At 30.7% G+C, this 14934-nt stretch carries 17 protein-coding genes; 1 reads left to right on the top strand and 16 read right to left on the bottom strand.

All coding sequences use genetic code 11. The features are described from left to right. Positions 1-78: 78 nt before the first annotated feature. From HUU89_RS09560 to HUU89_RS09580, 5 genes are all read right to left on the bottom strand, one after another. Positions 79-1296, bottom strand: a complete 1218-nt coding sequence (locus tag HUU89_RS09560; protein WP_022001846.1) for an iron-containing alcohol dehydrogenase — start codon at positions 1294-1296, stop codon at positions 79-81. A 131-nt stretch (positions 1297-1427) separates the two neighbouring features. Then, positions 1428-2315, bottom strand: a complete 888-nt coding sequence (locus tag HUU89_RS09565) for a LysR family transcriptional regulator (protein WP_119363764.1) — start codon at positions 2313-2315, stop codon at positions 1428-1430. A 71-nt stretch (positions 2316-2386) separates the two neighbouring features. Then, positions 2387-2902 carry a DUF5662 family protein gene (locus HUU89_RS09570; protein WP_119363765.1) on the bottom strand — a complete coding sequence of 172 codons (516 nt, stop codon included), beginning with the start codon at positions 2900-2902 and terminating at the stop codon, positions 2387-2389. After that, positions 2902-3468 (bottom strand): SMC-Scp complex subunit ScpB, encoded by a 567-nt coding sequence (gene scpB, locus HUU89_RS09575; protein WP_032090609.1) that lies wholly within the window; start codon positions 3466-3468, stop codon positions 2902-2904. Before scpB ends, HUU89_RS09570 begins: the two co-directional genes overlap by 1 nt. Further along, positions 3468-4196, bottom strand: a complete 729-nt coding sequence (locus HUU89_RS09580; protein ID WP_032090610.1) for a segregation and condensation protein A — start codon at positions 4194-4196, stop codon at positions 3468-3470. The genes scpB and HUU89_RS09580 overlap by 1 nt, the downstream gene beginning before the upstream one ends. A gap of 93 nt (positions 4197-4289) precedes the next feature. Between HUU89_RS09580 and HUU89_RS09585 the strand changes: the two genes are divergently transcribed. Continuing rightward, complete coding sequence (locus tag HUU89_RS09585) at positions 4290-5111, top strand: hypothetical protein (protein ID WP_032090611.1); 822 nt, start codon at positions 4290-4292, stop codon at positions 5109-5111. Between the two features lie 68 nt (positions 5112-5179). On the opposite strand, the gene HUU89_RS09590 is transcribed toward HUU89_RS09585, so the two are convergent. The 11 genes from HUU89_RS09590 to HUU89_RS09640 form a co-directional block, all read right to left on the bottom strand. After that, on the bottom strand, positions 5180-6451 hold the full coding sequence (locus HUU89_RS09590; RefSeq protein ID WP_175301617.1) for a spore germination protein: 1272 nt from the start codon (positions 6449-6451) through the stop codon (positions 5180-5182). Next, positions 6448-6798 (bottom strand): stage V sporulation protein AE, encoded by a 351-nt coding sequence (gene spoVAE, locus HUU89_RS09595; RefSeq protein WP_032090613.1) that lies wholly within the window; start codon positions 6796-6798, stop codon positions 6448-6450. The genes HUU89_RS09590 and spoVAE overlap by 4 nt, the downstream gene beginning before the upstream one ends. After that, the gene (locus tag HUU89_RS09600) at positions 6795-7799 is read right to left on the bottom strand and encodes a stage V sporulation protein AD (protein ID WP_175301618.1); all 1005 of its coding nucleotides are present in this window, start codon (positions 7797-7799) and stop codon (positions 6795-6797) included. Before HUU89_RS09600 ends, spoVAE begins: the two co-directional genes overlap by 4 nt. Next, positions 7777-8220, bottom strand: a complete 444-nt coding sequence (gene spoVAC / locus HUU89_RS09605) for a stage V sporulation protein AC (RefSeq protein WP_032090615.1) — start codon at positions 8218-8220, stop codon at positions 7777-7779. The genes HUU89_RS09600 and spoVAC overlap by 23 nt, the downstream gene beginning before the upstream one ends. 115 nt (positions 8221-8335) lie before the next feature. Further along, positions 8336-9109, bottom strand: a complete 774-nt coding sequence (trpA, locus tag HUU89_RS09610) for a tryptophan synthase subunit alpha (RefSeq protein ID WP_175301619.1) — start codon at positions 9107-9109, stop codon at positions 8336-8338. Then, complete coding sequence (gene trpB / locus HUU89_RS09615; protein WP_175301620.1) at positions 9102-10283, bottom strand: tryptophan synthase subunit beta; 1182 nt, start codon at positions 10281-10283, stop codon at positions 9102-9104. Before trpB ends, trpA begins: the two co-directional genes overlap by 8 nt. After that, entirely contained in the window at positions 10273-10866 is a 594-nt protein-coding gene (locus HUU89_RS09620; RefSeq protein WP_175301621.1) for a phosphoribosylanthranilate isomerase, read from the bottom strand. The genes trpB and HUU89_RS09620 overlap by 11 nt, the downstream gene beginning before the upstream one ends. Next, on the bottom strand, positions 10853-11644 hold the full coding sequence (trpC, locus tag HUU89_RS09625; protein ID WP_175301622.1) for an indole-3-glycerol phosphate synthase TrpC: 792 nt from the start codon (positions 11642-11644) through the stop codon (positions 10853-10855). Before trpC ends, HUU89_RS09620 begins: the two co-directional genes overlap by 14 nt. A gap of 11 nt (positions 11645-11655) precedes the next feature. Further along, the gene (gene trpD, locus HUU89_RS09630) at positions 11656-12663 is read right to left on the bottom strand and encodes an anthranilate phosphoribosyltransferase (RefSeq protein WP_175301623.1); all 1008 of its coding nucleotides are present in this window, start codon (positions 12661-12663) and stop codon (positions 11656-11658) included. Continuing rightward, on the bottom strand, positions 12656-13234 hold the full coding sequence (locus HUU89_RS09635) for an anthranilate synthase component II (protein WP_032090621.1): 579 nt from the start codon (positions 13232-13234) through the stop codon (positions 12656-12658). The genes trpD and HUU89_RS09635 overlap by 8 nt, the downstream gene beginning before the upstream one ends. Continuing rightward, complete coding sequence (locus HUU89_RS09640) at positions 13218-14690, bottom strand: anthranilate synthase component I family protein (RefSeq protein WP_175301624.1); 1473 nt, start codon at positions 14688-14690, stop codon at positions 13218-13220. Before HUU89_RS09640 ends, HUU89_RS09635 begins: the two co-directional genes overlap by 17 nt. Positions 14691-14934 lie beyond the last annotated feature (244 nt).

Raw genomic sequence — 14934 nt, forward strand, 5'->3', positions numbered from 1 at the left:
AGAAAAGAGATAGCTTTCGCTATCTCTTAAGCCCCTCCACTATTGACATGGAGCCTATTTAGAACCTCATTTATTCTATTAGAAATCTACTTCTGTATCATAGTAGCAAGCTTTTAATAAAGCAACCATTTCATCATGGTTTGGAATACGTGGGTTTGATCCTGTACATGCATCAGCAATTGCATTATCAGCAATTTCATCAACACGTGCTAAGAAGATATCTTCTGGAACAAATCCAGTTTCAGCTGGCATACCATCTGCGCCATATTTATTGATTCCATGAGGAATATTTAATTCATCATTCATACCTCTTAAATATTTAATTAATAAAGCAACTTTTTCATCATCATCTGCTCCACCTAAATGCATGTAATCAGCGATGACACCATAACGTTTTTTAGCTGTTGGATCTTTGGCATTGAAAGCAATAACTTTTGGTAAATACATTGCATTAGCTGCACCATGAATAATATGTCCACCTTGATCAACGAAAGCAGCACCTGTTTTATGTGCCATTGAGTGAACGATACCCAATAAAGCGTTAGAGAATGATTGACCAGCTAAACATTGAGCATCATGCATTGTATCTCTTGCTGCCATATCTCCATTATATGATTTTACTAAGTTAGCTTGAATTAATTCAATTGCATGAATAGCAAGTGGATCTGTATAATTACAGTTTGCTGTAGAAACATATGCTTCAATAGCATGAGTCATTGCATCCATACCAGTATGAGCAACTAATTTAACTGGCATTGTTTCAGCTAAATCAGGATCAACAATAGCAACATCTGGTGTAATTTCAAAATCAGCGATAGGATATTTAATTCCTTTATTATAGTCTGTAATAATTGAGAAAGCAGTAACTTCTGTTGCTGTACCACTAGTAGATGGGATAGCACAGAAATGAGCTTTTTTACGTAATTTTGGAATACCAAATACTTTGCACATATCTTCAAATGTAATATCTGGATATTCATATTTAATCCACATAGCTTTTGCTGCATCAATTGGTGAACCTCCACCCATGGCAACAATCCAATCTGGATTAAATTCTTCCATAACAGCTGCACCTTTCATAACAGTTTCAACTGATGGATCTGGTTCAATACCTTCAAATAATTTAACTTCCATTCCAGCTTCTTGTAAATAGTTAACAGCACGATCTAAGAAACCATTACGTTTCATTGATCCTCCACCAACACATACAATAGCTTTTTTTCCTTCTAATGTTTTAAGGGCTTCTAAAGCACCTTTTCCATGATATAAATCTCTAGGTAATGTAAATCTTTGCATAACTTATTCTCCTCTTTTCCTATCTCTAATGATAGCACTTACATTTATTTTTGGTTAGATACTAAAAAGGCATAGTGATATGCTTTTTTTTATATATCAAGTTATTTTTTTCACATTACATGTACATTTTTTTACTTTACTTGTTCGATTCCATTTTTCAAACATTCTATAAAATTTTGATCTTCTTTTGATAAAACATATCCTTTTCGATAAATTAAATAATCAACATAGGGTATTTTCTTATCTTTACAAGCTTTTAAAACAAAATCATTTTGTTTTAAAAGCTTTTTAGGCATTGGGGCAACCCACATATAAGTTTCTGGAATCTCACTTAAAAGTTCAAATTGTATTCCTCTTTCATAAATGTTCATATGCTTATGATTATGATGATCTTCTTGAATATGAATATCTCCATGTTTCAATTCAATTTGTTTCTTTAAATCTTTCATATAGATATCTTTATCTTTAAGAGGATTACCTTTTGAAATAAGAATTTGATAATCAAAAGTAAATAGTTTTTCATAAGTCAATTCTTTTAAATTTAAAATATTGAAATAATAATCTTGATCTCTTAAAGGAAAACGTACAATTCCTAAATTATTTTCTCCATCATAAACATTTTGAATCGTATCAATTGAATTTGTTTCTCGATAATTTAAATTCAATTCCTTTTTCATATTATTATCCATTTTTAAATATTCAATAAAAGCTTCTGAGATGTAACTTGAACGAGGGACACAAATATCTAAATTCAATTTATGAGGATCATCCTGATACATATTTTTTAAATAATCTACTTCTTGAACAATTTTTTTAGCCTGTGATAAAAATTCTCTTCCTTTAGTTGTTGGAACAACCCCTTTATTATGCCTTTCAAATATCTTTATATTAGCTTCTTCTTCTATTTCTTTAATAATTTTAGATAAACGTGGTTGATTAATATAGAGATGCTGTGCTGCTTTAGAAATAGATTCATATTTTTCAACTTCTATTAAATATTTTAAATGTAAAAAATTCATCTTCAAGCTCCTTAAATATAATGTAACTATTATATCATTTCTATAAAAAAATTCTATGCAAAACATAGAATTTATAAATAAGTTTCTTTAATATAATCAATTGTTTCTTCTAAATTACTTTTAGATAAATGAACTAACATATCTTTAATCATTGCATCTGTTTCTTGATGAATGACATAATAACCATGTGTCTTATTATAATAATCTAAAGGAGCCGATACATCAAAATTTTCTCCACGGTAAACCATTGTTGCTGCTACTCGATCACAAAACATTTCCACAACATACTTTGTAGGCATTTTGGCAGGAACAACCCCTTCTCTTGAAAAATCAACCCAATATTCCCAATGATGTTTATTTCTTCCTTTATGATGAAGCCAAGCGGAAGAATAACCAATCGTTTCTCTTTCAATTGAATTAGGTGAACGCGTCCCTACCCAATATTTAGCACCTGTTTTTAGTTCAGTTGGCGAATATTTTGATAAATCATGTAGTAATCCTTGTTTATATAAACCACATTTAAAACAAAGCATTGTTACATAGTATTTATGTTTATTAATTGTTTTTAAATGATTGATGAGTTTCACTATAAATCCCTCTCTTGATATTTCGTTTTAAATATATCTTCATCACTTTCTGTCTCTACAACATCACCAAGTTCTGGAAGTTCATCTAAAGACGCTAAAGAAAAAGCATCCATAAATTCATCTGTCACCCCATATAAAATAGGAAGTCCTGGACTTTCTTCTCTGCCTACTTCTTTAATAAGCGCTTTAGCAATGAGTTTTCTAATCATGCCATCACAACCAACTCCTCTAATATCTTCAACTTTAGCACGAGTAATTGGTTGATTATAGGCAATAATAGCGAGTGTTTCTAAAGCTGCTTGAGAAAGTGTTGCTTTTGATTGTTCTACCATTTTTTGATAATAAGGAAAATATTGAGGATTCGTTGCAAGTTTATATTTACCACCAAAATCAACAACTTGTAGGCCATCAAAGCCTCTTTTTGAATAAGCTTCTATAAAATGATCCATAGCTTCCACAGCTTCTTTTTTAGAAATTTCTAAAATCAGTGATAATTCTTTTATATCAATACCTTCATCACCTTTTAGATAAAGGATACCTTCTATAATATTATTATAATCTTCCATTACTCTTTCCCCTCTACATAAATATCATCAAACAATCCTTCTTGGATAATTTCAACTTCTTTATCATTAGCTAAAACTAAAATCGATAAAAATGTCACGATAAAATAATAGCGATCTCCTCTATCAAATAATTCATCTAATTTTACCCTTTTATTAACTCTTACTTTAAAATAATTTCTAATTTGATCACTTCTTTGTTCAATGGAAATATCTTTTTTAGAAATATGTGTATCTAATGGTCGTGATAACATTTTTCTTTGATACATTTTTTGCATAGCCTTCATTAAATCATATACTTCTAACCCCTTTGGAATCATTGTTGAAGTATCAATGACATATTCTTCCATATTATTAGAGGGTTTAATCAACATAGATTGTCTTTTTTCATATTTTTCTTGAATCTCGTCTAAAACATCTTTATATCTTTTATATTCAATAAGTCTTCTAATGAGTGCTTCTCTTGGATCTTCTTGATACTCATCTTCAATTTGTACTTTTTCTTTAGGTAAAAGCATTTTACTTTTCATTTCAATAAGCTGTGCAGCCATGACTAAATATTCAGACATCACTTCAAGTTGTGATGATTCCATCATATGTATATATTGTAAATATTGATCTGTAATAACTGATAATTCAAGTGTTTGTAGATCCATCTCTTTTTCTTTAATTAAATGTAACAATAAATCTAAAGGGCCTTGAAAATCATCTAATATAACTTGATATTCCATTGTTTCACCTCTTAGGTATTATAACATAAATTTATATTTTGTATTTATTATGTTGATTATTTCCTATATAATACGCCTGAAAGGAGTTATAAAATGTTTTCATTATCATCAATTATATTAGCTTTTTTTGCAGGAATTTTAGGAACACTAATTGGTGGAACACAAACCTTTATTTGTACAGGTTTTGTCGGTCTCCTTATATTTTTATTAGAACATGTTGGTGTTAATACCACATTTTTAAATGAAGCTTTATCAAATAATTTATTTTTACCATGTATTATCTTTAACGCTGCAGGACTTGCAACTGCCTATGCAGGAACAAAACATGAAATAAGAGGCGTTGAAACTTCTAGGTCACTTGCTTTTACCAATGATCCAAAGGTTTTACTCGTAGGTGCTATCGGTGGGGTTTTAGGTTATTTGATTTTTGCTTTTGAAAATTATTTTTCATTTCCAGTAGATACCGGAGCAGTTTCGGTTATTCTTGTAGGAGTTTTAGGAAGAATCTTATTCAATCAAGAAGATACATATAATGAAAAGAATTTAGATTTCTTAGAAAAAGCATCTCCTTCATTTTGGGGATTTCAATTTTTAATTGGTTTAGCTGTATCAACAGTTATGGCTTATTTTGCAAAAGAAACAGGTCTTTATACAATTGGTTTTTCAATTAGTGCTTTAACACTTATCTTTGCTTTAAGTGATCCTGCTTTCCCTGCTACACACCATACAACTCTTGTTGTAGGTTATGCAATGGCACAAACAGGTAATATTTTGATTGCTGTTATTTTTGGTATCATTGCTCATTTTATTGGATTAATTTTTGGGATGGTGCTCAATACAGATTGTGGTACACATATCGATCCACCAGCTGTTGCTATTGCTACATGTAGTTTAATTATTTTTACTTTATTTTAAAACAGAGGTTAAATAGGAACCTCTGTTTTTTGATAAACTATAATCATTTGATTAATTTAATAAAATTTTTATTTCTTAGGTTCTCTAATAATGAATTGGAGTAAATCTTTTCCATTAAAAGGAATTAATGGATAAAGATAGGAAAAGCCAAAAGGTTTTAATGATATTAAATACATATATAAAATAACTTGATAAGCAATAAAGCCTAGCCAACCAAATAATCCTGAAAATAGAATCATAAATATTTTTACATATTTATTGGTTAAAGATAATTCATAATTAGGTGTGGCAAAACCACAAACATCTCCAATAGATACAAATAAAAGAATCTCTCCTGAAAAAAAACCGAGTTCAATCGCAAATTCTCCTAGTAAAATAGCAGCAATCATCCCCATCGTATTTGAAATAGAATTGGGCGTATGAATGGTTGCAATTCTTAAAAGCTCTACTGCCAGTTCAACTAAAATAATTGAAAATAATTTTTTTAGACTGACACTTCCTTGATTTACAATCAACATCCATAAAGGAACCAAATAAATTGAAAGAAATACAGCACTAAAACGAATTAAACGAATAAAAGTACCAATAATAGGTGTTTGTCGATGTTCTTCAACATGTTCTAGAATTTCAAACAAAGTTGTAGGTAACATCATAACAGAACTTGAAGTATCGCATATAATGGCAAGATAACCATGATGAATATGTGTAGAAACCACATCTGGTCTTTCACTGTATCTTACAAGGGGAAAAGGATTATAACTTTGGTCAAAAATCAATTCTTCCAAAGCACGATCTGTCATAATTAAATCTTCATTTTTTATTTCATTAAGTCTTTCTTTAACACTTTTTAACATGGTTTGATCTATTTCGCTTTTTAAATAACATAAACAAATATCTAATTTATTTTTTTTACCTACCGTAACTTTTTCCATTACTAAATCTAATGTACGAATACGTCTTCTAATCAAACCTGCACAATTTAATAGATTTTCATTAAATCCATCTTTACTTCCTCTAACCGATTTTTCTGTATCTGGTTCTTCGATTGAACGTGTAGGAAAATGTCTTGTATCTAAAACATAGACTTTACTTTTATCTATATCTTTAACGATTGCACAACCTGTAAGCATCGCATATTCGTAATTTTCTTTATTTAATTCTTCTTTGACATCTCCATTATTTAAACAATCTTTTAAAGTTTTTCCTTTTGCATTTGTAATTCCTTCAACTAAATAAGCAATCAATTCATCAGAACATAAACTAGAAATATAATCAATTTCAATTTTTCGACCATCAAAATCTAAATATCTAACATTTAAATCAAACGAAGAGTTTTTCATGATTTTGGTTTAAAGAAAAGAGCAATAATAAACGCAAATAAAATGGCCGAAGAAATTCCTGCTGCTGTTAAATCAAACATTCCCATTGCTAGACCAAAGACCCCGTATTCTTTTGTCATTGCCATGGCCCCATGCATTAAAGAATGGCCAAAACTCGTAATGGGAAGCATTGCCCCTGCATGAAAAATTTTAATCAATCGATCATAAATATGAAATAAATCTAACAGTGCTCCTAGTACAACAAAACTACATGTAATATGTCCTGGCGTTAATTTAGTATATTCATAAATTAGTTGAGCAACAGCACAGACAAACCCACAAAACAAAAAGGATAAGACGTAATTCATTTGACAACCTCCAATACATAGCCATGACAAACACAAGGAATCGATAATTTTTGATTTGTCATCACCGGATTTAACAAAGCCCCTGTTGCTAGAACAAGCACACGTTGATACTTTCCTTTTAACATCATCTGATAAATATAGCCAAAACTAACAAGTCCATTACAAACAGGACCACTTCCTCCTTGATTGACATTTTGAGTAACATCATAAAGTAAACAACCACAATCATCATACTCGTTATACTTTTGATTTTCTTCTTTTAAAAGATCTTTCATAATTGTTTTTCCATAACGAGAAAGATCTCCGGTTAAAATTAAATCATAATAAGTACCATCTCTCTTTAGATCTTTCATATGTTGTAAATAGGTATCTAAAGCTGCTGGTGCCATGGCACGCCCCATATCATTAGCGTCATATTGATCGAAGTCGATGACTTTTCCTAAAGTAATAGATTCAATTCTTATTTGACTTGGTTTATTTGATAAAAAGACAGCGACACTTCCTGTAGCCGTAAAAGTCATCGTTTCTTTTCTTTGTATACCATATTCTAAAGGATATCTAAATTGTCTTTCTGCTGTGGCATTATGAGAAACTGTACAAGCCATAGCACTATGAATATTATGATTTTCAATCATAATTGAAGCATTTGCTAGAGCAAGTCCAATCGTACTACATGCACTATATAAGCCAATAAAAGGTCGATGTAAATGATTAGCGTAATAATAACACGCTGTAATTTGATTATTTAAGTCTCCTCCAAAATATAAATCAATTTCTTCTTTTTTTACTTTTCCTTTTTTTAAACAAATAAGGATAGCATCTTTCAGCATTTCAATTTCTGCCTGTTCATAACTTGCATGATGATGATAATGATTAGGATAATGTTTATCAAAATAATGTCCTAAAGGTCCTTGATGTTCAACAATTCCTGCTGTTGTCCCAACACTTTGAATATAAACATCTTGAAAAACAAAACTACTACCAGAAATAGGTGATGACATAACGAATTCCTCCTAATACAAATGAAGCAACAATTCCAAAAGTAATCACCGCTCCACCAAGTTTAAAAATATTAGCCCCTATTCCCGTCACGAAACCTTCACTTCTTGCCTCCATTGCACTTGAAGTCATCGCATTTGAAAAACCTGTAATAGGAATAAAAGAACCTGCCCCTGCAAAATCACCTAAACGGTCATAGATTCCTAAACCCGTTAGTATTGCTGCAATTAAAATAAGAGTAATCAACATAATAGGGGTGGCTTCCTTTTCACTAAAAGAAAATAATTCTTTGTATAGATTTAAAAAAAATTCTCCTATCATACCAATCACTCCACCCACTAAAAAAGCACTTGCTGTATGTTTTAATACTTGCTTTTGTGGTTTGTTTTTATCTGCAATTTCATTATATTTTTTTATATTCATAGATTTACCTCCACATTTTTAGGATAGACAAAAACAATGAATATAAACATTTTAATTAAATTATCGATATTCGATATAACTAATAAAATAAAAAGGCAAGACTTAGCTTGCACTTTTATAGTTCATTTGTAAGTGATTGAATATATTCTTTTAAAGGTTCATCTGCTTGACTTCCATGTTCTTTAATAATATTAACAATTGCACTACCAACAATGACACCATCAGCATATTGTTTAAACTCTTTTACTTGTTCTGGTTTATTAATACCAAAACCAATAGCTACTGGTGTATTTGTTACTTGACGAATATGTCCAATAATTTCTTCAAGATTATTAGCAAATGAAGTATTATCTCTTGTTCCTGTAACACCCATTGACGATACAAGATAGATAAATCCTTTTGCTTCTTTTGCAATCATTTCAACACGATCTTTACTTGTTGGGGCAATCATTGAAATTAAAGTAACATCATAATTATAACAAACATCTTTGACTTCTTGGCTTTCTTCATAAGGTAAATCTGGAAGAATAATACCATCAATGCCAACTTCTTGACATTTTTTAAAGAATTCATCATAACCGTAATGGAAAACAACATTTAAATAAGTCATAAAACATAAAGGAATATCACTTTTTTCTCTTACTTTTTTAACCATTTCAAAAACATCATCTGTTGTAACTTTGTTTTTTAAAGCACGTACATTTGCTTCTTGAATGGTTGGTCCTTCAGCAATTGGATCAGAAAAGGGAATACCAATTTCAATCAAACTAGCCCCTGCTTGTTCCATATCTAAAATATAGTCTACTGTTTTATCTATTACAGGATCTCCTGCTGTTAAAAACCCAATGAAGGCTTTTTTATTTTCAAAAGCTTTATATATTCTATTCATAGATTTCTTTCCCCCTATATCTTGCAATCGCTGCAACATCCTTATCTCCTCTACCTGAAAGACAGACAATTAAAATATCATCTTTTTTCATAGTTGGTGCTATTTTGATTGCATGTGCAATCGCATGTGCACTTTCAATGGCACAAATAATTCCTTCAGTTTTTGCAATGTATTCAAAAGCATCCACTGCTTCATCATCTGTAACTGGTACATATTGCGCACGTTTTGTATCATGTAAATAAGCATGTTCAGGTCCAATACCTGGGTAATCTAAACCGGCTGAAATAGAATAAACAGGTGCAATTTGACCGTATTTATCTTGACAGAAGTAAGATTTCATTCCATGGAAGACACCTAATGATCCTGTCGCAATTGTTGCTGCTGTTAAAGCTGTATCGACACCTTTACCAGCGGCTTCACAACCAATAAGTTTTACATCTTTATCACTGATAAAATTATAGAACATTCCCATCGCATTACTTCCACCACCAACACAAGCCATCACAGCTGTAGGAAGTTTACCTTCATATTCAAGAATTTGTTCTCTTGCTTCTTTAGAAATCACACTTTGGAAATCTCTCACCATCATTGGAAATGGATGAGGTCCCATCACAGAACCTAAAACATACATCGTATCATCCACACGTTTTGTCCATTCTCTCATTGCTTCATTGACCGCATCTTTTAAAGTCATTGTCCCTGTAGTTACAGGATGTACTTTAGCTCCTAAAAGTTCCATACGATAAACATTTAAAGCTTGACGATCTGTATCTTCTTTTCCCATAAAAATTTCACATTCAAGTCCAAGCAAGGCTGCTGCTGTGGCTGTAGCTACACCATGTTGTCCAGCACCAGTTTCAGCAATAATTCTTGTTTTTCCCATTTTTTTAGCCATTAAAGCTTGTCCTAATACATTGTTGATTTTATGAGAACCTGTATGGTTTAAATCTTCTCTTTTTAAATAGATTTTAGCGCCACCTAAATCTTCTGTCATCTTTTTCGCATAATATAATAAAGATGGTCTACCAGCATATTCTTTTAATAATATATTAAGTTCATCATTAAATGCTTGATCATTTTTATAAAATTCATAAGCCTCTTCAATTTTATGAATTTCACTCATTAAAGTTTCAGGTATGTACTGTCCCCCATGTATTCCATATCTACCTTTCATTTCTAACTCTCCTTACGATTTCCTTAATTTTTTCCCTATCTTTAAAACCATCTGTTTCAACACCACTTGAAACATCTAATCCATAAACATTCAGTTTTAAAGCTTCATCAATATTAGAAAGATTGATTCCCCCTGCCAAAAATACAGACTTATTGACTTCTTTCAACATAGACCAATCAAAACTTTCCCCAGTTCCTCCAGAACCATGATCGAAAAGATAATAATCAACGTCATAGTCTACATTGAAAGAATCATCATTTTTAATTTGAATTGCTTTAATAATTGGAACATCTATTTTTTGTTTTAAAATCTTTATATATTCATTTGTTTCTTGACCATGCAATTGTACTAGATCAATAACATCATTTTTAACTAATTTTTCAACAAAAGAAATATCCTCATTTACAAAAACACCTACAACTTGAATCGAAGATAAAAGACCTTTTTTTAATTCTTTTGCCTGATCATAAGTAATCTTTCTTTTTTTTCCCGCAAAAACAAAGCCAACATAATCAGGTTGATATGTATTTACATAATCAACATCTTCGCTTCTTTTTAAACCACAAATTTTAATCTTCTTCATCAATACCTTTTAAAACTTCTAATGTATGTCTTTTATCATGGCTTTTCATCATAGCTTCACCAATTAAGACAGCATTTACATGATGTTTTTCTAATAATTCAATATCTTTTCTTGTTTTAATACCACTTTCAGAGACAAAGATAACATCATCATCGACCATATCTCTTAATTTTAATGTTGTATCTAAATCAACACTGAAATCTCTTAAATCTCTGTTATTTACACCAATAATTTTAGCGCCTACACGCAACGCTTTTTTTACTTGCATTGAACTGTGTGTTTCAACAATTGCTGACATACCTAAATTATGTGCTAAATTAACACAACGCATTAATGTAATTTCATCTAAAACACCTGCAATTAATAAAATTGCATCTGCTCCTAAGATTTTAGCTTCATAAACCATATATTCATCTACAACAAAATCTTTTCTTAAAACAGGGATTTTCACAATACGTTTGATTTCTCTTAAAAAATCATCATCCCCTTTAAAATAATCAGGTTCAGTTACTACTGAAATAGCATCTGCTCCAATCATTTCATATTCTTTCGCAATTGCTTTAAAATCAAAAGTGGAAACAATTTGTCCTTTTGATGGTGAATGTCTTTTAACTTCTAAAATATAAGACATTCCATCTTTTTCTAAAGCTTTTTTAAAAGGAAAACTTTGGTCAATAGGCATTGCAAAGGCTTTTTCTTTTAATTCATAAATTGAATGACGTTTTTTATTTGTTTCAACACGTTCTTTTGTACTTTCAACAATATCTTCTAAAATCATAATATACGCTCCTATTTGTTTGATTCTTTTATAAACTCTTCTAGTTTTTCATTTGCCTTTCCACTATCAATCAACTTTGCTGCTAAATCAATTCCTGCTTGTAAAGAATCAACTTTACCACCAATATATAAACCTGCCCCCGCATTCATTAAGACAGCTGTTCTAGGTCCACCTTGTTTACCATTTAAAACATCTCGTGTAATTTGAGCGTTTTCTTTTGGAGTTCCTCCAACAAGTTCATCTTTTAAACATCTTTGTAAACCAAATTGTTCAGGTGAAATTGTATATGTTTTAAATTGTTTCTCATTAATTTCACAAACAAAAGTTTCATTAGATGCTGAGATTTCATCTAAACCATCTCTTCCATAAACCACCATAGCTCTTTTAACCCCTAAATTACTTAAAACTTGAGCAAGTGGTTCAACTAATGATCCATCATAAACTCCCATTACTTGATAAGTCGCTCCTGCTGGATTCGTAAGTGGTCCTAAAATATTAAAGACTGTACGAATACCTAGTTCTTTTCTTACTGGTGCAACATATTTCATCGCTAAATGATAGTTTTGAGCAAATAAGAAACAAATATTAATATCGTTTAATAATTCCTTACTTCTTTTTTCATTGATTGTAATATCCACTCCAAGAGCTTCTAAACAATCTGCTGCGCCACTTTTTGAACTTGCCGCACGATTTCCATGCTTAGCAACTTTAACACCACCACTAGCAATCACAATAGATGAAGTTGTAGAAATATTGAAAGAATTTGATCCATCTCCTCCAGTTCCTACAATTTCAAGAACATCTTGATCATTCAATAACTTCACACAATGTTCTCTCATTCCTTTAGCACTTGCAGTTATTTCATCAATTGTTTCACCTTTTAATGAAAGTGCTGTTAAATAAGCAGCCTTTTGAATATCAGAAGCTTGATCATCCATGATCTCATTCATACATTCATAAGCTTCTTGACATGTTAAATCTTCTTTTTTTGATAATTTAATAATTGCTTCCCTAATCATTTTGTATCTCCTTTAAAAAATTTTCAACTATTTTTTTACCTTCTTTTGTTAAAATCGACTCCGGATGAAACTGTAACCCATAAACAGGATAGTTTTTATGACTGATTGCCATGATTTCACCATCATCGCTTTCCCCTATAATCTTCAAACATTCTGGTAAATTTTCTTTTTTAGCAGCTAAGCTATGATATCTAGCCACTGCTGTCTTTTCCCCGATTCCCTTAAAAATTGGATTTGTAGTATCTACTTTAATTATTGAAGACTTTCCATGCATGACGCTTTGAGCATAACTTACTGTTCCTCCAAAAGCTTCAACAATTGCTTGATGCCCTAAACAAACTCCCAAAATAGGATATTTCGTATAACATTTTTGAACAACTTCTTCAATAATACCCGCTTCACTCGGTTTCCCTGGACCTGGTGAAATAATAATACATGATGGCTGAAGTTCTTCTATTTCTTCAACTGTCATTTCATCATTTCTTATAACCTTGATATCTTCATCGATTGAACCTATCAATTGATAAAGGTTATAAGCAAAACTATCATAATTATCAATGAGTAGAATCATAATCAATACCTCCATCTGCCATCTTGATTGCTTCAACAACCGCACCTGCTTTATTTAAACATTCTTGATATTCATTTTCAGGAACACTGTCATAAACAATTCCTGCACCACTACAAATAGAAATTTCATTATTTCTTTTATAAGCTAAACGAATACCAATACATAGATCCATATTTCCTGTAAAATCTAAATAACCAATCGCTCCTCCATAAATACCTCTTTTACTTTGTTCTAATTGATTAATGATTTGACATGCCCTGATCTTTGGTGCTCCTGATAAAGTACCTGCAGGAAGTAAAGCATCAACTGCATCTAAAGCATCATATTCTTCTTTAATTTCACTGCTAACAACACTTGCTATATGGATAACTTTTGAAAACTTTAAGATATCCATATAAGATACCACATGTACACTATTGAATTTAGAAATTCTTCCTAAATCATTTCTTCCTAAATCAACGAGCATATTATGTTCAGCTAATTCTTTTTCATCTTTTAATAAATCATCTATTAATTGTTGATCTTCTTGATCATCTTTTCCTCTTTTTCTCGTTCCAGCAATTGGAAAAGTTGTTAACTTTGTTTCCTCCAATTTAATTAAAGTTTCTGGAGAAGCTCCAGCTACTTCAATATTATCACTTGCAAAATAGAACATATAAGGTGATGGATTCGTTGTTCTTAAAACACGATAGCTATCAAATAATGAACCTGTTGCTTTTGCATAAAGTCTATTTGATAAAACAACTTGGAAGATATCACCTTCTTTAATATAATCAATACCTTTTTCAACCATTTGACAATATTCTTCTTTAGAGAGAACTGGTTTAAAATCTTCTAATAATTTTAATGGTTGAACAAGTGTTTTAACATGTTTTCTAATAATATAATCTAATTCATCTAATTCTTTGATTCCTTTTTTATAATTCTTTTGTAAATCATTTGTTCCAATATTAACAATTAAAATCAACTTTTGCTTAAAATGATCAAAACAAATAACTTTATCAAATAACATTAAATCAACATCATTAAAACCATTATCTTTTTGATTTTTAATAATTGAAGGTTCGCTATATTTGAAATAATCAAAACTAAAATAACCAACTAAGCCTCCTGTAAAAGTAGGAAAACCCTCTAATTTTAAACTACGATGTTCATTTAAAACTTTTCTAATATATTCTTTGGGATGTGTCACTTTAAAAATCTTATCATCCACTTTCATCATCTTGTTATAACAAGTAATTTCGCTTTTAGGATCAAATCCTATAAAAGTATATCTTCCCCATTTATTTTTATCTTCATGACTTTCTAACATATAAACATGTTTAGAATATTGTTTTAATTTTCTCATTAATTCTATAGGTGTAATCATATCACTATAGATTTCTTTTTTTATTGGAACTAAATCAGACTGACTAAGATCCATTTCTTCTAACATTTCTAAACTTGGATAATACATATAATTCCCCCTAATAATTAAAAAAACCGTCTTGAAAGTTAAACTTTCAAGGACGGTTATGTCCGCGGTGCCACCTTGATTCATGATACACTCATGCACTTTACTAGATGCTATCACATCTATGACTACTTACGTAAGCCTTACGTCAAAAAATACTCAGCTAATGCCTTTCCTTTTGCCCTCAGTGGTCCATTTAATAGACTGCGTTCTGTTTGCTTCCACCATCCAAACTCTCTATAAGTGC

Origin of the sequence: Faecalibacillus sp. H12 (assembly GCF_013361255.1) — a bacterium.
GTDB classification, from domain to species: Bacteria; Bacillota_I; Bacilli_A; order Erysipelotrichales; family Coprobacillaceae; genus Faecalibacillus; species Faecalibacillus intestinalis.

Coding starts and splice junctions, on each gene's coding strand:
- HUU89_RS09560 (WP_022001846.1), bottom strand. CDS start 1,296: ATGCAAAGATTTACATTACCTAGAGATTTATATCATGGAAAAGGTGCT.
- HUU89_RS09565 (WP_119363764.1), bottom strand. CDS start 2,315: ATGAATTTTTTACATTTAAAATATTTAATAGAAGTTGAAAAATATGAA.
- scpB (WP_032090609.1), bottom strand. CDS start 3,468: ATGGAAGATTATAATAATATTATAGAAGGTATCCTTTATCTAAAAGGT.
- HUU89_RS09580 (WP_032090610.1), bottom strand. CDS start 4,196: ATGGAATATCAAGTTATATTAGATGATTTTCAAGGCCCTTTAGATTTA.
- HUU89_RS09585 (WP_032090611.1), top strand. CDS start 4,290: ATGTTTTCATTATCATCAATTATATTAGCTTTTTTTGCAGGAATTTTA.
- HUU89_RS09590 (WP_175301617.1), bottom strand. CDS start 6,451: ATGAAAAACTCTTCGTTTGATTTAAATGTTAGATATTTAGATTTTGAT.
- spoVAE (WP_032090613.1), bottom strand. CDS start 6,798: ATGAATTACGTCTTATCCTTTTTGTTTTGTGGGTTTGTCTGTGCTGTT.
- HUU89_RS09600 (WP_175301618.1), bottom strand. CDS start 7,799: ATGTCATCACCTATTTCTGGTAGTAGTTTTGTTTTTCAAGATGTTTAT.
- spoVAC (WP_032090615.1), bottom strand. CDS start 8,220: ATGAATATAAAAAAATATAATGAAATTGCAGATAAAAACAAACCACAA.
- trpA (WP_175301619.1), bottom strand. CDS start 9,109: ATGAATAGAATATATAAAGCTTTTGAAAATAAAAAAGCCTTCATTGGG.
- trpB (WP_175301620.1), bottom strand. CDS start 10,283: ATGAAAGGTAGATATGGAATACATGGGGGACAGTACATACCTGAAACT.
- HUU89_RS09620 (WP_175301621.1), bottom strand. CDS start 10,866: ATGAAGAAGATTAAAATTTGTGGTTTAAAAAGAAGCGAAGATGTTGAT.
- trpC (WP_175301622.1), bottom strand. CDS start 11,644: ATGATTTTAGAAGATATTGTTGAAAGTACAAAAGAACGTGTTGAAACA.
- trpD (WP_175301623.1), bottom strand. CDS start 12,663: ATGATTAGGGAAGCAATTATTAAATTATCAAAAAAAGAAGATTTAACA.
- HUU89_RS09635 (WP_032090621.1), bottom strand. CDS start 13,234: ATGATTCTACTCATTGATAATTATGATAGTTTTGCTTATAACCTTTAT.
- HUU89_RS09640 (WP_175301624.1), bottom strand. CDS start 14,690: ATGTATTATCCAAGTTTAGAAATGTTAGAAGAAATGGATCTTAGTCAG.